Annotated in this window: 21 protein-coding genes; 13 read left to right on the forward strand and 8 right to left on the reverse strand. The window is 34.5% G+C overall.

What is annotated here, in order from left to right:
• Window positions 1–93: 93 nt before the first annotated feature.
• Both dnaN and ACFO3N_RS20135 read left to right on the forward strand, forming a co-directional pair.
• Entirely contained in the window at window positions 94–1,212 is a 1,119-nt protein-coding gene (gene dnaN, locus ACFO3N_RS20130; protein WP_095930019.1) for a DNA polymerase III subunit beta, read from the forward strand.
• A gap of 557 nt (window positions 1,213–1,769) precedes the next feature.
• The gene (locus tag ACFO3N_RS20135; protein ID WP_379800703.1) at window positions 1,770–2,399 is read left to right on the forward strand and encodes a DsbA family oxidoreductase; all 630 of its coding nucleotides are present in this window, start codon (window positions 1,770–1,772) and stop codon (window positions 2,397–2,399) included.
• Window positions 2,400–2,488: 89 nt separating this feature from the next.
• Here the strand turns inward: ACFO3N_RS20135 and ACFO3N_RS20140 are convergent, their stop codons facing one another.
• A complete protein-coding gene (locus tag ACFO3N_RS20140; protein ID WP_379800704.1) occupies window positions 2,489–2,620 on the reverse strand; it encodes a hypothetical protein in 132 nt (43 codons plus the stop codon).
• 222 nt (window positions 2,621–2,842) lie between these two features.
• Here ACFO3N_RS20140 and ACFO3N_RS20145 point away from each other — a divergent pair, with 222 nt between their 5' ends.
• The 6 genes from ACFO3N_RS20145 (at window position 2,843) to pdeM (ending at window position 9,452) form a co-directional block, all read left to right on the forward strand.
• The gene (locus ACFO3N_RS20145) at window positions 2,843–3,175 is read left to right on the forward strand and encodes a hypothetical protein (protein WP_379800705.1); all 333 of its coding nucleotides are present in this window, start codon (window positions 2,843–2,845) and stop codon (window positions 3,173–3,175) included.
• Window positions 3,176–3,192: 17 nt separating this feature from the next.
• Window positions 3,193–3,579: a YidH family protein gene (locus ACFO3N_RS20150; protein WP_379800706.1), complete on the forward strand. Its 387-nt coding sequence runs from the start codon at window positions 3,193–3,195 to the stop codon at window positions 3,577–3,579.
• A 47-nt stretch (window positions 3,580–3,626) separates the two neighbouring features.
• Window positions 3,627–4,631: a ligase-associated DNA damage response exonuclease gene (locus tag ACFO3N_RS20155; protein WP_379800707.1), complete on the forward strand. Its 1,005-nt coding sequence runs from the start codon at window positions 3,627–3,629 to the stop codon at window positions 4,629–4,631.
• 114 nt (window positions 4,632–4,745) lie between these two features.
• The gene (locus tag ACFO3N_RS20160; RefSeq protein ID WP_379800708.1) at window positions 4,746–6,347 is read left to right on the forward strand and encodes an ATP-dependent DNA ligase; all 1,602 of its coding nucleotides are present in this window, start codon (window positions 4,746–4,748) and stop codon (window positions 6,345–6,347) included.
• Window positions 6,348–8,807 carry a ligase-associated DNA damage response DEXH box helicase gene (locus ACFO3N_RS20165; RefSeq protein WP_379800709.1) on the forward strand — a complete coding sequence of 820 codons (2,460 nt, stop codon included), beginning with the start codon at window positions 6,348–6,350 and terminating at the stop codon, window positions 8,805–8,807.
• Between the two features lie 6 nt (window positions 8,808–8,813).
• A complete protein-coding gene (gene pdeM, locus ACFO3N_RS20170) occupies window positions 8,814–9,452 on the forward strand; it encodes a ligase-associated DNA damage response endonuclease PdeM (RefSeq protein WP_379800710.1) in 639 nt (212 codons plus the stop codon).
• A gap of 178 nt (window positions 9,453–9,630) precedes the next feature.
• On the opposite strand, the gene ACFO3N_RS20175 is transcribed toward pdeM, so the two are convergent.
• From ACFO3N_RS20175 to ACFO3N_RS20200, 6 genes are all read right to left on the reverse strand, one after another.
• Window positions 9,631–10,761, reverse strand: coding sequence for an efflux RND transporter periplasmic adaptor subunit (locus ACFO3N_RS20175; protein ID WP_379800711.1), 1,131 nt, complete (start codon window positions 10,759–10,761; stop codon window positions 9,631–9,633).
• A gap of 1 nt (window position 10,762) precedes the next feature.
• On the reverse strand, window positions 10,763–15,139 hold the full coding sequence (locus ACFO3N_RS20180) for a CusA/CzcA family heavy metal efflux RND transporter (RefSeq protein WP_379800712.1): 4,377 nt from the start codon (window positions 15,137–15,139) through the stop codon (window positions 10,763–10,765).
• Between the two features lie 79 nt (window positions 15,140–15,218).
• Complete coding sequence (locus tag ACFO3N_RS20185) at window positions 15,219–15,596, reverse strand: hypothetical protein (RefSeq protein ID WP_095930029.1); 378 nt, start codon at window positions 15,594–15,596, stop codon at window positions 15,219–15,221.
• A gap of 264 nt (window positions 15,597–15,860) precedes the next feature.
• Window positions 15,861–16,382 (reverse strand): hypothetical protein, encoded by a 522-nt coding sequence (locus tag ACFO3N_RS20190; protein WP_379800713.1) that lies wholly within the window; start codon window positions 16,380–16,382, stop codon window positions 15,861–15,863.
• Window positions 16,360–16,821: a hypothetical protein gene (locus tag ACFO3N_RS20195; protein WP_379800714.1), complete on the reverse strand. Its 462-nt coding sequence runs from the start codon at window positions 16,819–16,821 to the stop codon at window positions 16,360–16,362. Before ACFO3N_RS20195 ends, ACFO3N_RS20190 begins: the two co-directional genes overlap by 23 nt.
• A 4-nt stretch (window positions 16,822–16,825) precedes the next feature.
• Window positions 16,826–17,272 (reverse strand): hypothetical protein, encoded by a 447-nt coding sequence (locus ACFO3N_RS20200; protein WP_379800715.1) that lies wholly within the window; start codon window positions 17,270–17,272, stop codon window positions 16,826–16,828.
• Window positions 17,273–17,519: 247 nt separating this feature from the next.
• On the opposite strand from ACFO3N_RS20200, the gene ACFO3N_RS20205 reads away from it, so the two are divergent.
• From ACFO3N_RS20205 to ACFO3N_RS20215, 3 genes are all read left to right on the forward strand, one after another.
• Window positions 17,520–19,538 carry a sensor histidine kinase gene (locus ACFO3N_RS20205; RefSeq protein WP_379800716.1) on the forward strand — a complete coding sequence of 673 codons (2,019 nt, stop codon included), beginning with the start codon at window positions 17,520–17,522 and terminating at the stop codon, window positions 19,536–19,538.
• Window positions 19,539–19,542: 4 nt separating this feature from the next.
• Window positions 19,543–20,283, forward strand: coding sequence for a LytR/AlgR family response regulator transcription factor (locus ACFO3N_RS20210; protein WP_379800717.1), 741 nt, complete (start codon window positions 19,543–19,545; stop codon window positions 20,281–20,283).
• Between the two features lie 132 nt (window positions 20,284–20,415).
• Entirely contained in the window at window positions 20,416–20,745 is a 330-nt protein-coding gene (locus tag ACFO3N_RS20215) for a DUF4870 domain-containing protein (RefSeq protein WP_379800718.1), read from the forward strand.
• Between the two features lie 131 nt (window positions 20,746–20,876).
• Here the strand turns inward: ACFO3N_RS20215 and ACFO3N_RS20220 are convergent, their stop codons facing one another.
• Window positions 20,877–21,170, reverse strand: coding sequence for a winged helix-turn-helix transcriptional regulator (locus ACFO3N_RS20220; RefSeq protein WP_250837557.1), 294 nt, complete (start codon window positions 21,168–21,170; stop codon window positions 20,877–20,879).
• Window positions 21,171–21,607: 437 nt separating this feature from the next.
• On the opposite strand from ACFO3N_RS20220, the gene ACFO3N_RS20225 reads away from it, so the two are divergent.
• Window positions 21,608–23,962 (forward strand): mechanosensitive ion channel family protein, encoded by a 2,355-nt coding sequence (locus ACFO3N_RS20225; RefSeq protein ID WP_379800719.1) that lies wholly within the window; start codon window positions 21,608–21,610, stop codon window positions 23,960–23,962.
• A 210-nt stretch (window positions 23,963–24,172) separates the two neighbouring features.
• Window positions 24,173–24,760, forward strand: coding sequence for a phage tail protein (locus ACFO3N_RS20230; RefSeq protein WP_379800720.1), 588 nt, complete (start codon window positions 24,173–24,175; stop codon window positions 24,758–24,760).
• Window positions 24,761–24,762: the final 2 nt, after the last annotated feature.

Consider the following 24,762-nt stretch of genomic DNA (forward strand, 5'->3'; position numbering starts at 1 on the left):
ATGTAATACTTTAGATAGTTTAAGATATATTTGTAATCCGTATATTTAGCCCTTTATTTGCTAAAGCATCCATCAAAAAATAAAATAAAACAGATGAAATTTATAGTATCGAGTTCGTACTTATTAAAACAATTACAAGTTTTAGGTAGTGTAATCAATAGCAACAATACGTTGCCAATTTTAGACAACTTTTTGTTTGAACTAAACAATAATGAGTTGACCGTTTCAGCTTCAGATCTTGAAACGACTATGTCGGCTACATTATCTATCGATTCTACAAGCAAAGGAAGTGTAGCTGTTCCTGCGAAACTTTTGCTTGAAATTTTAAAAACTTTCCCAGAGCAGCCGTTAACTTTTACTGTTGAAGACAATAACACAGTTGAGATTAGCTCTAATTCTGGTAAATATGCCTTGGCTTATGCTGCAGGAGAAGAATTCCCTAAAGCAGTAAGTCTTGAAGATCCATCTGTAACACTTGTTCCTGCAGAGGTTTTAGCAACTGCAGTAAGCAAAACTATCTTCGCGGCAGGAAACGATGATTTACGTCCGGTAATGTCTGGAGTATTCTTCCAGTTTTCACCAGAAGGATTAATCTTCGTGGCAACAGATGCTCACAAATTGGTAAAATACTCTCGTACAGACGTTAAAGCGTCTCAAGTTGCAGATTTTATCATGCCTAAAAAACCTTTAAACATTTTAAAAAGTATTTTAGGAACTTCTGATGCTGAAGTAAAAATTGAGTACAACGATTCAAATGCAACTTTCTCATTTGACAATTATATCTTAATGTGTCGTTTAATCGATGGAAAATATCCAAACTACGAAGCGGTAATTCCGAAAGAGAATCCAAACAAATTAATGATTGACCGTTCTTTATTCTTAAGCTCTGTTCGTCGTGTTGCGATTTTCTCTAACAAAACTACGCACCAGATTCGTTTGAAAATTGCTGGAGCAGAATTAAACGTATCTGCAGAAGACATCGATTACTCAAACAAAGCAGAAGAAAGATTGACTTGTGATTATCAAGGCGATGATTTGCAAATTGGTTTCAACTCTCGTTTCTTAACTGAAATGCTAACAAACCTGCAATCTGACATGATTATGCTTGAAATGTCTTTACCAAACAGAGCTGGTATTTTAACGCCAGTTGATGGTTTAGAAGAAGGAGAAACAGTAACAATGCTTGTAATGCCTGTAATGTTAAATAGTTAACATTAAAGTTTCTTTCTGTTACAGGGATGTTTTTTAGTTTTAAATAAAAGATCTATCATTGTAAAAAAAAAAGATATCGCTATTAACCAACCATTTTTTATACCTAGAAACCGCAATTCCTATAAAGAGTTGCGGTTTTTTATTTTGTTTCAAGTTTCAGGTTTCAAGTTTCAGGTTTCAAGTTTCAGGTTTCAAGTTGATATGCTTTGTCTTTAATTTTTAACGCAAAGTGCACAAAGATTTTACGCAAAGTTCGCTAAGTTTTCTTTTCTCTAAGTCTTTATAAAGAATAAAAGTTCGCAAAGCTTTGTGTTTTTTTAACTGCAGACTTCGCAAAGCTTTGTGTGCTTAGCATTCTATAAAATCTTAAACATAAAACTTGGCGAACTTTGCGTAAAATCTTTGTGTACTGTGCGTTCCAAAACAATACTAAACAAAAACCTTAGCGAACTTTGCGTAAAATCTTAGCGCACTTCGCGGTTAGAAAAACGAATAGCATATCAACTTGAAACATGAAACATGAAACATGAAACAACAATTTTCTATATCTTTGTAAAATGAAAATAGAAATTTGGTCGGACATCATGTGTCCGTTTTGTTATATCGGAAAAAGACAGTTGGAAACTGCGCTTGCAGTATTTCCTAATGACGAATTTGAAATTGAATGGAAAAGTTTTCAGCTTGATCCAACAATCACATCACAACCAGACATGGATGTTTACACGTTCTTAGCAGAAAGAAAAGGCATGTCTATTGAACAATCTAAAGAAATGCACAAAGGTGTCGCAGAACGCGCTAAAAGTGTTGGTTTAGATTATAATTTTGATAAGGCTGTTATCTCAAATTCTTTAAACGCACATAGAATCATTCAATTGGCTAAAACTAAAAATATTGGCGATCGAATGGAAGAAATTTTCTTTAAAGCTTATTTTACTGACGGAGAAGATCTAAACAATGGTCAAACCTTGATTAAATTAGGAATCCAGGCTGGTTTAGAAGAAAATGAAATTAGAGAAGTGCTAGAAAGCGAAGACTTATTTCTTAAAGAAGTACAATCAGATATTAAAGAAGCTGCCGAAATTGGAGTTCAAGGAGTTCCTTTCTTTGTATTTGATCGCAAATATGCTGTTTCGGGTGCTCAGCCAATTGAAACTTTTGTAAAAACAATTCAGGAAGTTTTAAAATAAACTTTAAGCTTAATAAAACGTAAAAGCGTGCTGTCTACATTTAAACAGCACGCTTTTATTATTTAGTTCTACTTAGAAAACTAAAAAAATTAATGTCCAGCTCTACCTTTTGAATCTGTTGATTTTGTTGTAGCGCTTTTTGCTCTAGAACCAGATGTTGATTTTTGAGTTTTTCCAGAATCTTTCATTCCAGATTTCGAATCTTTTCTTGAAGTTTCCATAATGTTATAATTTTTAAAATTATTAATATATACAAAGTTGCAAAATACGTAAGTACTTATTTTACAGAATTATAATTGAATTTTATAAAATAAAAATTAAGACAAAATTTTACAGAAACGAATCATGTAAAATTAAATTCAAATCTTATAATTTTTTCAAGTAGCTAATTTTCAAATTTGTATATATCAAAAGTCGAAAATTACAACTTAAAAATAGTAGTTATGAGAATAGTAGTTATGAGAACAGATACTGACAACCTAAAAATTGCAAGATTAAACAATCTTAAGTGCAGAAAACCTGATCATATTGATACTGCACATGAAAATGAAGCTTTGGATGAAGAGTTTACTTCAGGGCAAAATCATGATACCAATTATAGAAATCAATGCGATCATTTTTCTGATGGTTGTTACGAAATCGTAGAGAGCGGACTAAATCTGGCTGAGGACAATACTTTTCCTTCCTATAACGAATCAAATCCTTATGACAGCTACAATCTAGATAATGAGGATGATAAATATAACTGTCCACCTTACACAAATTTTGAATACTAAAAAATCTTAAAACAGTTATGTCGCCAAAAAATGATCAGGAAGCTATGAATGAATACTTGTCTAATGAAAGAACTTTATTAGCATGGCTTCGCACTGGAATTGGGATCATGGTTTTCGGATTTGTAGCAGTAAAATTTTCCTTATTTCTAAAACATGTTCCCGCTAAACATTTAGCAGAAACTGTCCCGCCCAATAGTAACTTTACCATCTATTTAGGTATTGGTTTATTAATTGCTGGAGCATTGACTATTTTGCTATCATACTTACGCTACATTCACACTATCAAACTATTAAAAAAAGGAAAGTATCAATATTCGACAGCAATGCTTACCTTTATTACAATGATGCTGTTTGTATTGAGCATATCACTTATCGCCTATCTAATAATAGCAGCAAGCTCCTAAAAAACAATTATCTAAGTATCAAATTTTCTAATGATCTAGTCAAAAAAATGAATCCGCCATTATTACAATTTAACGACAAAGGAATCTACTGCCAGCAGGCCGATGTTTATCTCGATCCGTGGCGGCCGGTAACCAATGCCATTATTACACATGGTCACTCTGATCATGCGAGATGGGGACACCAAAATTATATTACACACTATTCTAATATTCCAATTATAAAACATCGTTTGGGAGACATTAATGTTTCGGGCAAAAACTGGAATGAAACTTTTACTATAAACGGCGTAAAATTCTCTTTTCATCCAGCAGGACATATTATTGGTTCAGCACAAATTAGAGTGGAATATAAAGGTGAAATTTGGGTTTTTACAGGCGATTATAAAACAGAAGACGACGGAATTTCAGTTCCGTATGAAGTTGTAAAATGTCACTCCTTCATAACCGAATGTACTTTCGGAGTTCCCGCTTTTAAATGGGAACCGCAAGCAGATGTTATGACTGAAATTAATAATTGGTGGTCAGAAAATCGAGCAGAAGGAAAAACGTCTGTCCTCTTTGGATATTCCTTAGGAAAAGCGCAACGATTATTAAAAAATCTCGACACAAGCATTGGACAAATTTACACGCATGGCGCAATTGAAAATATGACCAATATTGTTCGTCCAATGATTGATTTGCCCCCAACAATACGAGTAACTGCAGAAACTAAAAAAGAAGATTTATTAGGCAATATTGTAATTGCTCCGCCAAGCGCACACGGAAGCACTTGGATTAGAAAAATGACTCCTTTTGTAACAGGAACAGCAAGCGGTTGGATGGCTTTTAGAGGTGCAAGACGAAGACGGGCCGTTGACCGCGGATTTGTCTTAAGCGATCACTGCGACTGGACCGGTTTATTGGAAAGCATAAAAGCGACAGGTGCAGAAAGAGTCATCTGCACTCACGGATATTCAGATATATTCTCGAGATATTTAAGGGAATTAGGTTACGATGCCCGAACAGCCAACACACAATACGAAGGAGAAACAAATGACACAGAGGAAAGTTAGATAGGTTAAGAGTTAGGAGTTAGGAGTTAGGAGTTAAACGTTAAGAGTTAAATGTTATTCGATGTCTAACTATAACCCATAACCCATAACCCATAACCCAAAATTTATAATTAAATGAAAAACTTTGCCGAGCTTATAAAAACCTTAGACAGTTCTAATAAAACATCGGTAAAAGTTGATGCGCTGACGAATTATTTCCTAAAAGCAAACGACGAAGACAAAGTCTGGACAATCGCTATTCTTTCGCATCGTCGCCCTCCTCGACCCGTTAATACCACTTTATTACGTTTATGGGCAAACGAATTGGCTAATATTCCGCTTTGGCTCTTTGAAGAAAGTTATCATATTGTGGGTGATTTGGCCGAAACGATTGCTTTGGTTATTCCAACCACAAAAGAACATTCTGACAAAAGTCTAACCGAATTTTTACAGGAAATCATCTCTCTAAAAAAGAAAACCGACTTAGAGAAAAAGGAATATTTGCAAACCAATTGGCTAAATTTAAATTATTACGAACGATTCGTTTTTACTAAATTAATAACGGGCAGTTTCAGAATTGGTTTAAGTCAGAAGTTAATGACTCGAGCACTTTCTAAAGCCGAAAATATTGATGAAGACACACTCGCTTATAAATTAATGGGCGACTGGAATCCAAATACAATTACGTTTCAAGAATTGATTTTGGACGAAAGAAGCAGCGATTATTTATCAAAACCTTATCCGTTTTATTTGGCTTATCCAATTGAAGGCGAACTTGAAAATCTAGGAAATCCCGAAGATTGGAGTGCCGAACATAAATGGGACGGAATTCGATCTCAAACGATTATTCGCGATAACGAAATTTATGTTTGGAGCCGTGGAGAAGAATTGGTAACCGATAAATATCCTGAATTTCAATCTTTCATTGGCAATATTCCAGACGGAACAGTTATAGACGGCGAAATTCTTCCTTTTATAGACAATCAAATTGGGACATTTAATGATCTGCAAACCCGAATTGGCCGTAAAAATGTATCGGCTTCTGTTTTGAAAAATACACCTGTTATCATTAAAGCTTACGATTTATTGGAATGGCAGGGAAATGATATTCGAAATCTTCCTTACGAAGAACGCAGAACCATATTAGAAGAATTATTTACGACTTTAATCGGAAAAGAGATCCCGTTACAGCTTTCAGAAAGGATTCATTTTTCGACTTGGGAAGATGTTACAAATGAAAGATTAAAGTCTCGCGAAATGAAAAGCGAAGGTTTAATGCTGAAACGAAAAGATTCTCCCTATTTAATTGGAAGAAAAAAAGGAGATTGGTGGAAATGGAAAATAGAACCTTTAACGATTGATGCCGTCCTTACCTACGCTATGCGCGGTCACGGAAGACGTTCCAATTTGTTTACCGATTATACTTTTGCCCTTTGGCAGGAAAATGAAAACAACGAACGTGAACTCGTCACTTTCGCGAAAGCGTATTCCGGTTTAACCGATGCAGAATTTAGAATGGTCGATGATTTCATCAAAAAAAATACTTTGGAACGATTTGGACCTGTAAGAAGCGTTACGCCAAAATTGGTTTTTGAAATTGGTTTTGAAGGAATTGCCCTTTCCAAAAGACATAAAAGCGGAGTGGCAACCCGTTTTCCGCGTATTTTAAGATGGCGACACGATAAAAAAATTGAAGATGCCAATTCAATCGAAGATTTAAAAAATATGATTTTATAGATGAATAGAGAGCAGTTATTTAAGATCGCTAGCGAATGGTTTGAAAGTCAGGGATGGAAGCCTTTTCCGTTTCAGACCCAGACTTGGACTGCTTTTTTGCAGGGCAAAAATGGCTTGCTAAATGCTCCAACAGGAAGCGGAAAAACCTACGCGCTTTGGCTTCCCATCATTTTAAATTACATCAAAGAAAACCCGAATTATAGAACCAAGCACAATTCAGGATTAAAAGCGATTTGGATTACGCCTTTGAGATCTTTATCTGTTGAGATTAAACAAGCGGCAGAAAGAGTGCTTACAGATTTAGATATTCCAATGACAGTTGGTATTCGTTCGGGAGATACATCTTCTGCAGAACGTACCAAGCAAAAAAATAAAATGCCCGATTTGCTCATTACAACTCCCGAAAGTCTGCAGTTACTTTTAGCCACAAAAGGGTATGCTAATATTTTTAAAAATTGCAGTTCCATCGTAATTGACGAATGGCATGAACTGCTTGGAACCAAACGTGGCGTGCAAATAGAATTAGGTTTGTCAAGATTGAAAACTATCGCGAAAAATATTCGTATTTGGGGAATCTCGGCCACAATTGGTAATCTACAGCAAGCGCAGGAAGTTTTGCTTGGAGTAGATTCTGAAGCGTATCATAATTCTGTTTTAATCAAAGCGGTGATTAACAAGAAAATAAAAGTTGTTTCCATTATTCCAGAAAAAATGGATACCTATCCATGGCGCGGACATATGGGTTTGCATCTGATTGATGAAGCGGCAAAAATTATAAAAGCCAGTAAAACGACGCTTATTTTTACCAATGTTCGTTCGGCTTGCGAAATCTGGTATCAGAGATTATTAGAAAAATATCCCGAATTTGCTGGCGAAATGGCGATGCATCACGGAAGCATTGACAGAGAAACCAGACTTTGGGTTGAAAATGCCATTCGGAACGAAGAATTAAAAGTCGTGGTCTGCACTTCTAGTTTAGATTTAGGTGTTGACTTTGCTCCTGTCGAATCAATTATTCAGGTTGGAGGTCCAAAAGGCGTTGCCCGTTTTATGCAGCGAGCCGGACGAAGCGGACATCAGCCTGGAAAAGAAAGCGTTATTTATTTTCTTGCTACTCATGCCATTGAATTAATCGAAGCTTCTGCCTTGAAAAAAGCGGTCGAAAACAGCGTGATAGAAGATCGTGTTCCGTATTTAAACAGCTGGGATGTTTTGGTTCAATATCTTAATACGTTGGCAGTTTCTGACGGATTTTATCCAAACGAAATTTTCAAAGAAATTCAGGGAACTTTTAGTTATCAAACCATTTCGGATGAAAATTGGAACTGGATTTTAAATTTCATCACACAAGGAAGCCAAAGCCTTCATGCTTATGACGAATTTAAAAAAGTGGAAATTGACGAAAACGGCTGTTACAAAATAAACAGCAGAATGATTGCCATGCATCACAGAATGCAGATTGGAACTATTGTTGGCGATGCCGTTATGAATGTAAAATATCTCAGCGGCGGTTATATCGGCACGATTGAAGAATGGTTTATTTCGAAATTAAAACCTGGCGACACATTTATTTTCGCAGGAAAAAAACTGGAATTATTCAAAATCAGAAACATGCAGGTTTTGGTAAAAAAAGCGAGTCCGAAGAAAGAATCTAAAATTGCTAGTTGGATGGGCGGACGTTTGGCTCTTTCTTCTCAAATGAGCGAATTACTTAGACAGGAATTATATCGCGCCAATACCGATAATCTTTCGCCAGAATTAAAAGCTTTACAGCCTTTATTTAAAAGACAGCGCAAAGAATCTATTGTACCCAGTTCTGATGAATTTTTAATTGAAACCTTCAAAACTCGAGAAGGATTTCATGCGATTTTTTATCCTTTTGAAGGACGTTTTGTTCATGAAGCTTTAGCCAGTTTATTGGCCTTTAGAATAAGTTTATTGCAGTCGATCACATTTTCTTTGGCTTATAATGATTATGGTTTCGAATTGCTTTCGGATCAGGAAATAGATATCGAAGCGGTTTTAGACAATAATCTATTTTCAACCGAATATGTGCATCACGATTTGCAGAAAAGTTTAAATTCAACCGAAATGGCGCGAAGAAAATTTAGAGATATCGCGGTAATTTCAGGATTGGTTTTTACAGGTTTTCCAGGAAAAATGGTTAAGACCAAACATTTGCAAAGCGGCTCGCAATTGCTATTTGAAGTATTTAGAGATTTTGAGCCCGATAATTTATTATTGCATCAAGCCTACCGTGAAACCTTTGAGCATCAATTGGAAGAAGGACGTTTGATTTTGGCTTTGGAACGAATTGCAAATCAAAAAATAATCTGGAAACAATGCTTGAAACCGACTCCTTTTAGTTTTCCTATAATTACCGATCGATTGAGAGAAAAACTTTCGAGCGAAACTTTGGCTGAAAGAATTCAGAAAATGACTGCATCTTACATGAAATAGATCTTTATGAATATTCAAATACAAAACGAAACCTTTACACTTCATTCCAGCGGTGCTGTTTTTTGGGAGAAACAAAAAACAGTCATTATTTCTGATGTGCATTTGGGAAAAGTAACGCATTTTAGAAAACACGGAATTGCTATTCCGCAAAATGCCATTTCTGAAAATTTTAGAAAAATCACAGAAGTTTTGGATTATTTCCTTCCTGAAAAAATCATTTTTTTGGGAGATTTATTTCACAGCGCCAAAAATGCTGAATGGGATTTATTTGAAGAGTGGATTTCCAATCATAATCAAGAAACTTATTTGATTGCAGGAAATCATGATATAATAGACCAAAAACATTATTACCAAATTGGAATTCTTGTCATTGATTCACTAGAGATTGATCATTTTCTCTTCACCCATCATCCTACAGAAAAAGAAAATTTTTTCAATTTCTCAGGACATATACATCCTGGAATAATCCTCCGCGGATTAGGCCTTCAAAGCTTGAAACTGCGTTGTTTTTTTCAAAAAAGCAATCAGATGATACTGCCTGCTTTTGGAGAATTTACTGGGAAATTTATCTTGAAACCTGAACCAGAACATACCGTTTTTGCTATTGCTGGAGATGAAATTATTTTGATAAACAAAAACAATTGAGGCAATCTATTTTATTTATTTACAATATTATAAAATAACACATATAAAGTTTCAAATGAACTACCCACAACTAAAGCTAGAATCAATTGATTAGAAAAACAAAGAATTAAAAAACCCAGTAAAACTAAATTTACTGGGTTTTCTTGTTTAACTCTAAATTGTAATTAAAAAGTAAACATTATTGTTCGTCATTGTTCATGGCAGACATTAATAAAGTGTAAGCATTTTTGACAACCACTTTTGATGAGCTGGAAATAGCATCGGAAATAATCTGATTATAACGTTCATTTTTAACTCCAGATTTTACCTCAATCATTTGAAACTGATTGTTTCCAATATCTGTAAACACATAAAACTTTCCTTCCCAACGCACTACAGCATCTTCTGGAACAGTCAATGCTTTTTTGTTTTCTATTTCCACTTCAGCATTTACAAAAAGTCCTGGCAAAAGTTCTGGGTTATAGTTATTTACTTTACAAATAATTTCTGCTGCACGATCTCCATTCAAACTTTGATTGATAAAAGCGATTTTAGCGGCATATTTTTTATCATCAGAAGAATTTGTATACGCTATAACCGTTTGGCCGATTGAAAGAGAAGTCACGTCTTTTTCGAACGCGTTTAAAGTTAGAACAATGTCTTTCTTATCAATTAATTCGAAAAGCATATCTGTCGGACTTACATATTTTCCGATGTTTATATTTACTTTAGAAACCAAGCCGTTTATTGGCGAAATCACTCGAATTGTTTTGCTAATATTTCCAACATTCAGTGTTTTAGCATTAATTCCTAACAAGTTTAATTTTTGTTCCAAAGAAGACATTGTGATACGCTGTGTTCTCATTTCAGTCGTAATTTGTTCCAAAACTTTATCACTTGCCGCTTTGTTTGCATTTAACTCTTTTTGTCTTCTTTGTTCATTTTGAGCCAATTCGAATTTCTCTTTCGCCATCAAATAATTTTGCTGCAACTCGATAAACTGCATATCTTCTAAAACCGCTAAAACCTGTCCTTTTTGCACATTCATTCCTGCAATAAGATTGGTGCTTTTCACATAACCTCCTAACGGAATACTAATACTAATTACACTTTTGGGCGGAACCGTTACTGTACCTTGAAGCTGTAAAACCTCCTTAACATTTTTTGCAGTCGGATTACCACTTTCTAAACCAGCATTTTTAACTTGCTCAGGACTTAATTTAATGATATCAATGCTTTTATTTTCAGCATTTTTAGTTTCCTCATTCTTCTTATTTCCGCAAGAAATTAGAAATATAGCGCTTATAAACGCCGCAATATATTTTTTCATTTTAAATATTATTAAGATTTTGAAGTGTCACAACTGCTTTATTGTAAGCATTAAGTGCGTCTAAATATTCACTTTTGATTGTAATGGCCTGATTGACTACTAAAACCCATTGCAAATAATCGATATCTCCATTTTGCAATTGACTGCTTGACGCTTCGATAATGGTTTGAGCATTTTTTAATCCGTCAGTTTCATAATACTGTAGGCTTTCTTGGTATTTTTTTAGCTCTCGATCTGCATTTTCAATGTTCGTTTTTACCTCGATTTTAGCTGCCTCAGAAAGTGCAACAAAGCTTTCGTATTCAGCCTTTGCAGCCTTTTTTCGTTCCGACTGACTTGTGAAAAATAGCGGAATTGAAAGTCCTGCATTTACATAATTAAATCTTTGTCCACTACCATAATAAACATCCTGACCTGAAGTATTCGTTTGAGTTCCAATAATGCTCAAATTGTTATATCCTAAGGTAATTTCAGGTAATAATTTTGCTCCTTCTGTTCTCCATCTGAATTTAGCCGCTTCCGATTCAAACTGCGAACGCTGCACTGCTGGAAGATTTTCTGTTTTTACATTTTCTATAGACGAATGATTTAAAACCGCTTTTAAATTCATCTTTTTTGGAGCGTGCTCCACTTTATCTTGAAGAATGGCATTAAACGAATTCAAAGCAATTTCAATATCCCTATTAACCATTACAAGCTGATTGCTATAAAACTGTCTTGCAGATTGTGAAGCGCTTTTTTCTAAAACATTTGCTTCTCCCGCTTTAAATCTCAGATCTGATTTTTTCTCCATAATTCTATAGATCGAATCAGCGTAAACTAAAAGTTCTTTTTTGCTGTTCAACCACAAATAATCATAGTATATATTTCGAACTCGGGTTTTGATTTCTTGCGAAGTCAATTGCACTTCGGCTTTAGCTTTATTAAAATCAGCTTTTAAGGCTTTTTTCTGATTGCTGTAAACTGTTGGGAAAGCAAAAGTCTGGCTAATTCCAAAACGAGTGTCATTCTGCGCGCTATTAAACTGTCCGTAATCGGCGTCGATTTGTGTTTGGGGAATATTATAAGCCGATTTTTGCAAGTAACTTTTCGACTGCTCATTTAATTTAGCCGATTTAATCGTTCTGTTATTTTGAATCGCAATTGAAATGGATTCGTCAAGCGAAATGGGTAATTCTTGTGCTTTTGCCATATTCCCAATAAAAAGAATACTCAATAAAATGGTTAAATTATTCATGTGCTTTTTTCTTTTTTTAGTGAAGACTTTAGCGTGATACGTCATTAAATAAATCGCTGGAAGTACAAAAAGCGTTAAAAGAGTCGCTGTAACTAATCCGCCAATAACCACGGTTGCCAGCGGACGTTGTACCTCTGCTCCAGCTCCGTTGCTCAACGCCATCGGAAGAAATCCGAGAGAAGCCACAGCCGCCGTCATTAAAACGGGACGTAACCTGTTTTTTGTTCCCAATAAAATAATCTGGAAAGGATCGGTAATTTCTCCTTGTTTCTGAATTCGGTTAAACTCGGATATCAAAACAATTCCGTTTAGCACTGCAACACCAAAGAGCGCAATAAATCCAACTCCGGCAGAAATACTAAAAGGCATATCGCGCATTACCAGCGCAAATACGCCACCAATTGCAGATAACGGAATTGCTGTAAAAATGATAATTCCTTCTTTAAATGATCTGAAAGCAAAGTACAGCAAAGCAAAAATCATTAATAGAGCTACTGGAACAGCAACTCCCAATCTAGCTTTTGCCTGCTGAAGGTTCTCAAAAGCTCCTCCGTAAGTAATATAATAACCTGGATCAAATTTGATTTGCTGATTCACTTTTTTCTGCAATTCTTCAACAATCGATTGAACGTCTCTACCGCGAACATTAAATCCAACAATAATTCTTCTTTTAGCATTTTCACGCTGAATTTGATTTGGACCTTCGACTTCTTCGATACTTGCTACTTGATAAAGTGGAATCTGCATTCCTGAAGGGGTGGCAATTAAAAGGTTTCGAACATCTTCAATTCCTTTTCTGCCGTTGTCTTCAACGCGAACGACCATATCAAAACGTTTTTCACCTTCATAAATACTTCCAGCAACAGCACCTGCAAAAGCGGCGTTAATCGTTGCATTCACATCAGCCACACGTAAACCGTATTTCGCCATTTCTGCCCAATTGTAATCAATTACGATTTGTGGCATTCCAGTTACTTTTTCTACGTATAAATCGGCCGCGCCTTCAACGGTTTTACTAATTGCTCCTAATTTTTCAGCATATTCTGAAAGTTTCTGAAGATCTTCCCCGTAAATTTTACAAACCAAATCTTGTTTGGCTCCAGTCATCAATTCGTTAAAACGCATCTGAACAGGAAACTGAAATCCAGTTGTAACTCCGGGCGCAATTCGTTTAACGGTTTTGGTCATTTTATCTGCCAATTCAGGAAACGAAGAAGCACTTGTCCATTCCGATTTGTCCTTTAAAACAATAATCATATCTCCGCCTTCGATTGGCATTGGATCGGTTGGAATTTCTGCGCTTCCAATTCTAGACACCACTTGCTCTACTTCTGGATATTCTTTCTTTAATTCTTTAGAAATTTTTGTAATGGTTTCTGTTGTTGTAGAAAGATTGGTTCCTAACAACAATCGAGTTTCTACGGCAAAATCTCCTTCTTCTAATTGCGGAATAAACTCTCCACCCATTCTTCCAAATAATAAAACTGCTACTCCAAAAAGCACAAATGCACCAATGACAATTGCTTTTCTAATGCGTAATGCTTTAGTAAGCCAGCCTTCATAAGCGTTTTCTAATCTTTCCATAATACGATCAGAAAGATTCTTTTTAGAACTGATTTTTTTACTTAGAAATAAAGCACTAACCATTGGCACATAAGTCAATGATAAAATGAAAGCTCCTAAAATGGCAAAAGCAACAGTCTGTGCCATTGGCTTGAACATTTTGCCCTCAATACCTTGTAAAGAAAGGATTGGCAAATACACAATCAGAATGATAATTTGTCCAAAAACTGCTGCATTCATCATACGCGCTGCCGAGCCTGTAACCTCTTTATCCATTTCGTCTTGCGAAATATTATTTGCGGTTTGATATTTTTTTGAACTATGAAGATGATGCAGAATAGCTTCCACAATAATTACAGCTCCGTCTACAATTAATCCGAAATCTAAAGCCCCAAGACTCATTAAATTTCCGCTTACGCCAAAAGTATTCATCATAATAATGGCAAAAAGCATCGCTAACGGAATTACAGAAGCCACAATAAAACCTGCTCTAAGATTTCCTAAGAATAAAACCAGAATTAGAACAACGATTAATGCGCCTTCAATCAAGTTTTTTTCTACTGTTCCAATGGCGTTGTCTACCATTTTAGTTCGATCTAGAAAAGGCTCGATTTTTAAACCTTCGGGAAGAATTTTCTCGATTTGAGCAATTTTATCTTTTACATTGACAATAACATTATTAGCGTTTTCACCTTTCAGCATCATTACAATTCCACCAACCGATTCACCATATTCATCTGTTGTTAAAGCACCGTATCGAATCGCCGAAGAAATCTTAACATCGGCAACATCTTTAACCAGAATCGGAAGTCCACCTTGTGTACTTTTAACCACAATGTTTTCAATGTCTTTAATGCTTTTAGCTAAACCAGTACTTCTAATGTAAGAAACCGTTGGTCCTTTCTCGATATAAGCACCTCCAGTGTTTTCATTACTAGTATTTAAAGCGGTAAAAACTTCACTTATCGTTAAATTTTGAGCTTTTAATCGTGCTGGATTCACAGCAATTTCATACTGTTTTAATTTTCCGCCAAAAGTAGAAACATCAGCAATTCCTTTTGTTCCCAAAAGCTGTCTTCTGATGGTCCAATCCTGAATGGTTCTTAAATCTTCTAAGGAATATTTTTCTTCGTAACCTGGTTTTGGTTTTAAAACATATTGATAGATTTCTCCCAAACCAGTTGTTACAGGCGCCATTTCGGGCGAATTTGCATTCCGATCAATTTCTACTTGCTGTAATCTTTCTGCAATTTGCTGACGTGCCCAATATACATCTGCATCGTCTTCAAAGACAACACTTACAAGCGAAAGCCCGAAACGGGAAATACTTCTGCTTTCCTTTAAATTTGGAATATTACTGATGACTTGCTCAATTGGAAATGTAATTAATCTCTCTACATCTTCTGCGCCAAGCGATGGAGCTGTTGTGATAATTTGTACCTGATTATTAGTGATGTCTGGTACAGCATCAATTGGTAATTGGGTAACCTCATACACACCGTAGATAATCCACAGCAGTGTAAAGATTCCAATTGCCAGTTTGTTCTTAACTGAGAACTGAATTACTTTATTAAGCATATTTTATTAATTAAAAAATAATAAATGAGCAACTGAAAACACTATGTTTCAGCCACTTCAAGAAAAATTTAAAAATTAATTATGCAATCGGAGGTCTAAATAGAGAAAGCAGATTCGGATCTGAAAAAAGATCTGATCTGTAAGTTGGAATTTTTGATTGTGGTAATTCTGGATTGAAAGGAACCGGAAGCAAGTCTTTGTCGTCTAAAATAAAAACAAAGTGAACCGAACTGCTGCTAATGGTTTTAAAAGGAAGCTGCATATCTCGATCTCCGTCATTGTCTTTTAAATCTTCTCCCCAATAATGCATAGACAAGAAATCTATAAAGCTTACGCCTTGCAGTTTTTTATGTTCCTGAAAATGTTCTATCAGAATTGGCAGTTTATAGAACTGCTGCACAAAACTGCTGTTTGAAGCGATTAGAAAAATGAATATGTAGACAATTAGTTTTCGCACGAAGCAAATTTAATTTAAATTCTCTAAGATTTCATCTTTTTAAACTAGCAAAAGGGTCTTTTAACAATTTAGAAATATGGAATACCGCTTTTATTGAATCCAATATTGATGAAGCTTGTTTACTATCAAATCGTCAAAATCTAATCCTATCTTCCTAGCTTTCAATGCTGCTATTCTTCTTTATAAAACAAAAAACGAGTCAATTCTTATTGAATTAACCCGTTTGTGTTTTTAAATTTTTGCAACTGTATTTTTAGTACAGAATTAAGTATTGCGATTGGAATTTATATTTTCTTGAAGCTTACCGATTTTTACTAAAATCAGATTCTCGTACGCATCTTGCCTTTCGTCGCTTTTTCTCCCTGAACTAAATCCTTCACTAATTCTATAACACTTAATAAACTGGCTTTTCTTTGCTCCTAAAGCATAATACCAGCTTCCCATTTCTGATTGAACAAAAATTATGGCTTCATCCAGATTCATTATTTTCTTTTTTGAAAGTAACGGACTTGTTTTATAAACGGCATTATTACGAACATCAAACGTAAACTGAATTTTAGCAGCAATTTGAATATCATATAAAAAATGAATTAAAAAGTATACTAAAAATATACCGATCACCCAGCGCATTTCTTCTCCTAGATCATTAAAAAACAATAATAAAGCTATTACTCCTGCCGCTATTCCAGCCAAAAACCACCATGATTGATCTAGTGATGGCTTTTGCGGATTTAAAGAAAAAGAATAAAGAGTTTCTTGGATGTTATATCTTTCTCGAATGTTCATCTAAAATTTCATTAATTTCATTAATCAAATTCTGCATGGATCTAGCTGTAAAACCTTGGGCAATTCCAGTGCATTTCTCCTTGTTGTCTTTTCTGTAATAAAGATTTAAGGAAACGTTTGTTGTGATAAGATTATGGCTGACTTTGACCACTTCAAAATTGAGAAAATCAGCAATCGGAATCAAAACGGGTTTATTAATCAATCCGTTTTTTATTCTAAACTCATTTCTGTCCAGATCAATACTAAATCCTTCCTGCCAAATCGCAATAAAACATATAACAGACATCACTCCAAAAATGCCAATTACTGTATTGTTTTTATAATAAATGCCTCCAATAGTAAAAGCAATCATCGCGAGTACCACAATTAGAGCAAAGCCGTATTGTCTTTTCATGACATACAGATTTCCTTCTTTTGTGAATTTCTTCAGTTCATTCATTTCTCTACTCAATTTTAACGCCATCAATAATCAATGAATCGCAAAGAAGTGAGATGTAAGCGCTCGTATAGTCGGCCGTTAATTGATCGCTTAAAGAATCTACTCTTCCTTTTGTAAAATCAAATTTTCTCGTAGGAAGCTTTCCAAATGTATCAGTCATGGTAATCTGACCATCGACTCCAGCTTTATTTTTCATTAAAACTGCCAGTAAGGCAATATCTTGTTTTTCAAAATCAAGAGAAAAATAATAATTGTTTTTTACCTCCGACTCTGTTCCACTAACGGTAGATTTTGTAAAAGAAAATGTAGCAGATCGCAATACCGCTTTTGTCGTTTTGTTACCATCTTTCAAAGCAATTTCTATTTTAATGCGCTTATCTTCTTGCCCATAACTTAAAGATGATATAAAAAGGCAAGCAACCATTAACAATGTAAAAAAATTCTTATTCATAATTTTATAGTTTTAAAAATAATTTATACCAGCAAGATTACTACTAAGATCAACTTGCTACAATTCGAAATTGGCAAATGGATGCTTTAGATTTTTATTTGGTAATTCTATGCCCATATCGAGAAAAAGTGCTCTTTAACCACTTCTACACAGAGACTTTACAAGGGAATTTCTTGTAAAATTTGCTGGGTAATTTTTTTGGTCAGTCTATTTTCAATTTGTACTTTGGCCTTAATTACCACAATATATGCACGAAAAAACTACTTTAAATCAGATCAAAAACAGGAAAACGAAATGGTTGTTCTCGTTTCTTTTTTTGGTTTTCATCGCCCCTATAAATGCACAAATTTCGGCTGTCGAAAAGATTGCATCCTATGGCTATTCCAAACGTTTTTCTGATTCGTCTGCCAGTAAAAAAATTCAGCAGCAAGCTCTTGCTTTAGCCAAGAAAAAAAAGAATATCGACGATGAAGTTATTTGTTATTCTTATCTCGCTCTTACACAAAGGCGTTTATTGCATTTAAAAGAATTTACTCGTTATGCAGACACAGCTTATATTTTAGCTCAAAAAAGCAACAAAACAAGAGTTAAAGCTTTTGCTTCTCTAGCAATGGGAAATTTAAAGTCTTATATAGATGATAAACCTCAGGCCATCGACCACTTATTGCATTCGTATACGCTTTTCTCAAAAATAAATGCTCATGATCAATGCGCTAAAATCGCGGCCGATATATCCTATCTATTTTCTCCGGCATCGCCAGAAAAGGTTCATAAATATGCGCAAGAGGCTCTTGAACATGCTTATAAAGCAAAAGATCCAGAAAGTAAACTGTATGCAAGATTGGCTTACGGAGGCTATTTGACCGATAAACTGGAATCTGGAACGGAGAAAGATTGGCAAAAGACTTTGGATTTTTTGAAAACTACAGTTGTACTTGCCGAAAAAGAATCTTTTGATATTATTAGCAAAAGTAATATCGGAATCGCCTACATCAACCTGGCAGATCTTTATTCTAAAGGTCCGAAACCAATTAATGAAACTGCCTTGTTTGACAACCTCGAAAAAGCTACTGCAATTGCCAAAAAATACAATATTAAAATTATCTACAGAAGCGCCATTGGCCTTCAAGGTTTTTATTATACCGAAAAAGGAAATTATGTAAAAGCCGAAATGCTTTTTATTGAAGGAATAAAATACCAGCTTAGCCTACCTTACACCGATAATTATTTATTGGCTACTTTTTACAATTGCTTAAAAGAAGTTTCTGCAAAACGTCATGATTTTGAAGCCTATTATGCATACGATACCTTGTTTACGAAATACAATCAGTTAAAATATAATGAAACTACTCAGAAGCTTTTGCAAAATGCAGATGCCAGATTTGAGTCTTCTAAAAAAATGGAGCGCATAAAACAGCTTGAATTGGAAAATGAGTTGGAGCAGCAAAATAAACTTTTAGGCTACGGAATTGCTGGAGTTCTATTGCTTGGACTTGTTTTTATGTTTCGTTCCTACTATTTCAGGCAGCGTTATTATTTAAAGCGTGAAGAAATTTTAAAGCAAGAACAAACCAATAGTGAATTAAAACTGCAATTAATGGAAAAAGAAACCATTGAAAACCTTGCAACTAGACTTTCGTTAGAAAGAAGATTATTGCGTTCTCAAATGGATCCGCATTTTATTTTTAATGCTTTAGGAAATATTCAGAGTATGATTTTGCAGAAAGATACGATTCCGGCGGTTTCTTATTTGAATAAATTTGCCAAACTCACACGCCAGATTCTAGAACAATCAAGAAAGGAAACTATTTCTTTAAGAGAAGAAATCGACACTTTAAAGAATTATATCGAATTGCAGCAATTGCGTTTGAATGATAGTTTTGAATATGCTATTATTTGCGACGAATCTGTTGAAGATGATATTCTTATTCCGCCACTTTTGATTCAGCCTTTTATTGAAAATGCCGTTGAACACGGATTAAAGCCAAAACCAAAGGAAGAAAAAGGTTTATTGCAAATTAATTTCTCACAACAAACAGATCAAAGAAATCTAATCTGCACCATAAAAGACAACGGAATTGGACTTACAGCTTCGAGAAAATTGAAAACCAACGAAAATCATAAATCTCTTTCTACCACAATTACTGACGAAAGATTAGCAAAAATGCAAAAAGATCATCCGCATGCTGGTTTTCAGGTTTTAGAGCGCAATGCAGACAACGGAGAAACGGGCTGCATTGTTATTATTAATATTCCAATACTGTAAAAAAATGTACAAAACTATCATTATAGAAGACGAACAACGCATTCGCGAAGCTTTATCCATTATGTTGGAAATGGTTGCCCCAGAAGAAATTCAGATTATCGCTTACGCGGAAAGTGTCGAAGAAGCTGTAAAATTAATTGACCGTATGCAGCCCGATTTGGTTTTTATGGATATTATGCTTCAAAACGGAACTGGGTTTGATGTTCTAAAACAAATTTCCTTCAACTCTTTTCATCTTATTTTTACAACTGCTTACGAACAGCACGCCATTAATGCTTTCAAATACAGCGCAATAGATTATCTTCTAAAACCAATTGATCCAGACGAACTTAGAACTGCAATTGAAAGGATTTCGCTTTTACAAGAAAGAGTTTTAGAAAAACAGCAATTAAGCGAATTGCAAAATAACCTTACCAAAACTCCCGACCGCATTATATTGCCCACGCAAGAGGCTATGTATGTAGTTAAATTAGAACAAATTACAAGATGTGAAACTTCTGGTTCTTACACCACTTTCTTTTTGACTGATGGCCGAAAAATTATGGTTTCTAAACCTTTAAAAAATTATGAAGGTTTACTGGAACCTCCAATGTTTTTTCGCGTTCATCAGTCGCATTTGATAAATGTAAATTCCATTATAAGCTATTCTCGCGAAGGAATGGTTCACATGAATGACAAATCGGTTGTGCCCATTTCGCGAGGAAAAAAAGAACAGTTTTTCAAATTAATGAAAGAGGAAATTTAACCTTTTGAAAAATACATTTTACCTCTTACCGATTTAAATCTAACCAATACCAACCAAAAAGCACAGTAGACAAAGTAACTATTTCAGGTCCTATTCCTAGTTTCTATTTTTGACCCAATAAATAACTAAACTATGAATAATAAAACCCTTTCTATTCTTAGCTATGTCACTATTATTGGTTGGATTATAGCTTTTGTTAAAAGTAAAGATTTAACACCTAAAAGTGATTTGGTGAGATACCATTTAAAACAAGGATTCGGAATTTTTCTGGTTTCTTTAGTCGTAAATGTTGCTTTGTCTATTATTGTAACTATCGTTCCAGCGCTTTACTTTTTGAGCTACATTGGATACGTTATTTTTATTTTATGGATTTTCGGAATCATAAATGCGGCTAACGAACAAAAGAAACCAATTCCGATAGTTGGACAAGTTTTTGAAGATAAATTCAGCTTTATTGACTAATCGGTCTTGCTTTTTTAGCTGACGTTTTTATTTTTTGGATGTAGGAGATGATTCTCAGAGAACTTCATTGGCTATGGTAGCACTGAGTAGTATTTGAGGATCTTTCTACTTTAAAAGTAAAAAATGAAAATCTATGCCAACCCCTCCAACTGCTGAAAAACAGGAATTAGAGCTTTTCCTTTTTCTGTTAAATTATACTCGATATGAAGCGGTTTCAGTTTGATCGTTATCTTTTCTAAAAGACCTTCTTCTTCCAATTCTTTTAAAGCTGTAGCCAAAGATTGTTTATTTGAGCCCTGAATTTGGCGAAGCAAATTATTAAAACGTAAAGGCGATTCTGTAGCCAAACGAAAAATTTCTGCCTTCCATTTGCCAGACAGCATTTTTAGGAGTCTTTGTGCTGGACAAGTTTCTATTTCTTCCATAATTATTGTGGGTAGTCAAAAAAAATTGACCTATTGTTTTCGAACGTTTTTTAATTAAAATTTGCTTTAATTCTAAGTAAAAATATAAAATGAAAGCAAAGAAACCAAGCGAAATGAGTGTCGAAGAGTTATTAAAAACGCAAAAAAAAATTAAAACAACCATTAAGCTTTTGATTCTAATTGCCATCTTATTACTTCTCCTTATTGTATTTATTTTCCTCAAAAAAGGATTTCTCTTTTTAATGGTCTTTCCTTTATCGATGGCTTTTCTTATTGTAATTCTAATTTTCTTAAAGAAATTCAAGAAGAAATCGCTACACGAAACCTAGAATAGCATCACAAAATGAAATTGGTTTCTTTATTTAAATTTCATTTTTCTTAACTGAAAGTCTTGCAAAAAAAATTACATTTGGGCTCCCTAAATAAGCCCATAAATTATGATTATTAGCAAAAAGACTTTTTATTTTTCCGCTCTATTTTTACTTCTATTATTTTCGCAGTTCAGCTACGCGCAACAGCAACAAACTGTTAAAAAAGAAAGCCGCGGCAGACTATTTAACGACTCAACAGCCACAGACAGCGATTATTTAATGGCCATTGAAAAAGCCAGCGAAGTATTAGAATCTGCTTACAATGATATTGATTTTGCAGGCGATACGCGTCATCTTTTTGGCGAAATGAAACGTACAGAAAGTAAGCTGGATTTAATCTTAGCTAGTTTAAAAGGAGCAAATCCGAATGTGCGCAACCAACAAATGTACCGACTGGTTCTACAAGAAATCCAACAAGAATTAGAAGAGCAGAACAAAGCAATTAATGCTAAAAATCTAGATCTTGAGAACATCAAAAAACGTGTAATTGATCTTCGTAAAGACAAAACTTTAATTAGTTTATTAAAAGATACTATTCGTCGCAAACAGTTTCAGAAGGAATTCGGAAGTCTTAAAAAAAGATATCTTGCCACTGATAGTTTAATGACGAATAATCAAACTACTTTAAACAATAAAAAACGACTTACTGTACAGCGAAAAATTTCTGTCTCTAATGCTTTGGTGGCCGTTGAAGGAAAACTGGAGAAATCTGGAATCAGTATTTTCAATAAAGAATATCCTTCTTTATGGCAGATTAACGATTCTGCAGCAAAGAAAAAAGTAACACACAATATAAAAGCAAAAATCATAATTGAAGAAAATGTTGCCGCTTATTACTTAGGTTACAAAGCAGGCGGGCTTATTACGCTATTTTTCTTTATGGGTCTTTTATTTTGGTACATTTCTCGAAATATCAAATACCTTAATACAAACGGTTATGCTGAAAACCTACAGCTTTTAAACTTTAAATATTTAAATCGAGGGGTCTTATTGCCTGTTTTAGTCATTGCACTAAACATTGCTGTAGTGACCAATTTATACGCTCCTGCCCTATTTTTAGAATTAATTCAGCTTTTCTTGCTTGGGGTTTTAATCTTCCTTTTCAAAAATCAATGGTCTGGAGTTGCCATGAGAAATTGGCTTTTCTTGTTAGGATTGTTCTTTGCTCTTTGTTTCCTAGACTTGTTTATCACAATCGGATTATTGCAGCGATTTGCTTTTGTAGCGATTAATATTTTAGGTATTCGTTACGGTTTGGTTCAGATAAAAACACTTAAAGAAGAACTTTATATAAAAGGCTTTTTTAAATGGGCAAGTATCATTTTTATTAGCTTGAATGTCTTATCTATTCTTTACAATTTATTCGGAAGAGTTTCTCTCTCTAATATGTTAAGCATTACAGCTTTTATATCGCTTACTCAAATTGTTGCTTTAAGTGTGCTTTTGAAGATTATTTTGGAAATTATTTTACTTCAAATTTACACGACTAGAGTAAAAAGAGGAATTGAAAAAATGTTTGATTACGAAAGTTTATCAGACACTTTGAAAAAGCCATTTATTATTGCGATTAGTTATATGTGGCTAATTGTAATTGCTTCAAACTTGAACATCTGGGAATCACTTCGTGGTGCTTTAGCGAAGTTATTAAGTCATCCAAATACCATTGGAAGCATTACGTTTACTTTGGGTAATGTTGTTTTATTCTTTATTATTATTTGGGCAGCACATTTACTACAGAAATATGTGGCTTATTTCTTTGGCGAAATTGACGATGAAAACGAAGAGAACATCAATAAAAGACAGCACTCCAAATTACTTATTACGCGATTGGTTGTTTTAATAAGCGGTTATCTTCTTGCTGTTGCAGCTTCTGGAATGCCATTAGACAAATTGAGTATTCTTTTGGGAGCTTTAGGTGTCGGTGTCGGACTTGGACTTCAGAATGTGGTGAATAATTTTGTTTCGGGAATTATTTTGATTTTTGATAAGCCAATTCAGGTTGGAGACGTTGTAGAAATTAGTTCAGAATCTGGCCGAATAAAGTCTATGGGTCTTCGTACCACTAAAATTAATGCTCCAAACGGCGCTGAAATTATTATTCCGAATGGTAACTTGTTATCTCAAAATATCACTAACTGGACGTACACTGACAATTTTAAATTGGTTGAAATCACTTTTGAAATTAATGGAGAAACAATTCCAGAAGAAATTAATACTGTAGTAAATGAAACGCTTGCTAATCTTCCATTAGTAAACAATTCAAAACCATCACAAATATATTACAGCTCAATTTCTGATGGTAAATATAAACTTCTAATCAAGTTTTGGTGCAGTATTTATCGAACGGAAGAAACGATAAGTTCGGCACGACAGGAACTTTATATAAGTTTTAAAAATAAAGGATTAACTTTCTCCAGTTAGATTTAAGACAAAAAAGGCGGTAATTGATTACCGCCTTTTTTTATGCCATACAATTTGCAATTTTTCTATCTTTTTATAGTAATATGTTAAATAATAGCATTTTACTAAAAACAGGTAAAAACCCGTGTACCCAGAATTTAGTTATAAAGTAATTTAGCATTGTAGTAAAATACTACGAAAACTAACATTAACTATTAAATCTTAAAAATTATGATGGAAGTATACATGGGAACAATTTTGAGTTTCGCATTTAATTACCCACCTAGAGGCTGGGCTGCTTGTAATGGCCAGCTGGTAGCAATCACTCAGAATTCAGCTTTATTTTCATTGCTTGGCACAATTTATGGCGGTGATGGTATCACCACATTTGGTTTACCTGATCTAAGAGGAAGAACTCCTATTCATTTTGGTCAAGGACCAGGTTTAAGCAATTTTGTAATAGGACAAAAAGCAGGTAGCGAAACGATGACTTTATTAACGCCAAACATGCCTGCCCACGTACACAGCCTTACAACTGGTACTGTTTCATTAGCTTTAACAACTAATTCTGCAACTGGAGGAACGATTTCTAACGACACTGATAATGGAAACAACTCTTTATCTTCAGGTGGTTCAACACCAAATATCTACAGTGAACCAGGAACTGGAACTGCTAAAATAGGCGGTATTTCTGCAACTGCAACTTTAGGAGGAAGCACAAGTATAGCTGGAGGCACTCAACCTTTTGATTTACACAGTCCATATCTTGCTGTCAATATGTGTATTGCATTATCTGGGCTTTTTCCATCTAGAAACTAATA

The organism is Flavobacterium chungangensis (assembly GCF_042654045.1).
Lineage (GTDB): Bacteria > Bacteroidota > Bacteroidia > Flavobacteriales > Flavobacteriaceae > Flavobacterium > Flavobacterium chungangensis.

What these genes read in the sequence shown, in the direction of transcription:
- ACFO3N_RS20160 (WP_379800708.1), top strand. Translation starts at nt 4,746, where the DNA reads ATGAAAAACTTTGCCGAGCTTATAAAAACCTTAGACAGTTCTAATAAA.
- ACFO3N_RS20155 (WP_379800707.1), top strand. Translation starts at nt 3,627, where the DNA reads ATGAATCCGCCATTATTACAATTTAACGACAAAGGAATCTACTGCCAG.
- ACFO3N_RS20195 (WP_379800714.1), bottom strand. Translation starts at nt 16,821, where the DNA reads ATGAATGAACTGAAGAAATTCACAAAAGAAGGAAATCTGTATGTCATG.
- pdeM (WP_379800710.1), top strand. Translation starts at nt 8,814, where the DNA reads ATGAATATTCAAATACAAAACGAAACCTTTACACTTCATTCCAGCGGT.
- ACFO3N_RS20145 (WP_379800705.1), top strand. Translation starts at nt 2,843, where the DNA reads ATGAGAATAGTAGTTATGAGAACAGATACTGACAACCTAAAAATTGCA.
- ACFO3N_RS20210 (WP_379800717.1), top strand. Translation starts at nt 19,543, where the DNA reads ATGTACAAAACTATCATTATAGAAGACGAACAACGCATTCGCGAAGCT.
- ACFO3N_RS20175 (WP_379800711.1), bottom strand. Translation starts at nt 10,761, where the DNA reads ATGAAAAAATATATTGCGGCGTTTATAAGCGCTATATTTCTAATTTCT.
- ACFO3N_RS20140 (WP_379800704.1), bottom strand. Translation starts at nt 2,620, where the DNA reads ATGGAAACTTCAAGAAAAGATTCGAAATCTGGAATGAAAGATTCTGGA.
- ACFO3N_RS20135 (WP_379800703.1), top strand. Translation starts at nt 1,770, where the DNA reads ATGAAAATAGAAATTTGGTCGGACATCATGTGTCCGTTTTGTTATATC.
- ACFO3N_RS20215 (WP_379800718.1), top strand. Translation starts at nt 20,416, where the DNA reads ATGAATAATAAAACCCTTTCTATTCTTAGCTATGTCACTATTATTGGT.
- ACFO3N_RS20225 (WP_379800719.1), top strand. Translation starts at nt 21,608, where the DNA reads ATGATTATTAGCAAAAAGACTTTTTATTTTTCCGCTCTATTTTTACTT.
- dnaN (WP_095930019.1), top strand. Translation starts at nt 94, where the DNA reads ATGAAATTTATAGTATCGAGTTCGTACTTATTAAAACAATTACAAGTT.
- ACFO3N_RS20230 (WP_379800720.1), top strand. Translation starts at nt 24,173, where the DNA reads ATGATGGAAGTATACATGGGAACAATTTTGAGTTTCGCATTTAATTAC.
- ACFO3N_RS20165 (WP_379800709.1), top strand. Translation starts at nt 6,348, where the DNA reads ATGAATAGAGAGCAGTTATTTAAGATCGCTAGCGAATGGTTTGAAAGT.
- ACFO3N_RS20150 (WP_379800706.1), top strand. Translation starts at nt 3,193, where the DNA reads ATGTCGCCAAAAAATGATCAGGAAGCTATGAATGAATACTTGTCTAAT.
- ACFO3N_RS20180 (WP_379800712.1), bottom strand. Translation starts at nt 15,139, where the DNA reads ATGCTTAATAAAGTAATTCAGTTCTCAGTTAAGAACAAACTGGCAATT.
- ACFO3N_RS20220 (WP_250837557.1), bottom strand. Translation starts at nt 21,170, where the DNA reads ATGGAAGAAATAGAAACTTGTCCAGCACAAAGACTCCTAAAAATGCTG.
- ACFO3N_RS20205 (WP_379800716.1), top strand. Translation starts at nt 17,520, where the DNA reads ATGCACGAAAAAACTACTTTAAATCAGATCAAAAACAGGAAAACGAAA.
- ACFO3N_RS20190 (WP_379800713.1), bottom strand. Translation starts at nt 16,382, where the DNA reads ATGAACATTCGAGAAAGATATAACATCCAAGAAACTCTTTATTCTTTT.
- ACFO3N_RS20200 (WP_379800715.1), bottom strand. Translation starts at nt 17,272, where the DNA reads ATGAATAAGAATTTTTTTACATTGTTAATGGTTGCTTGCCTTTTTATA.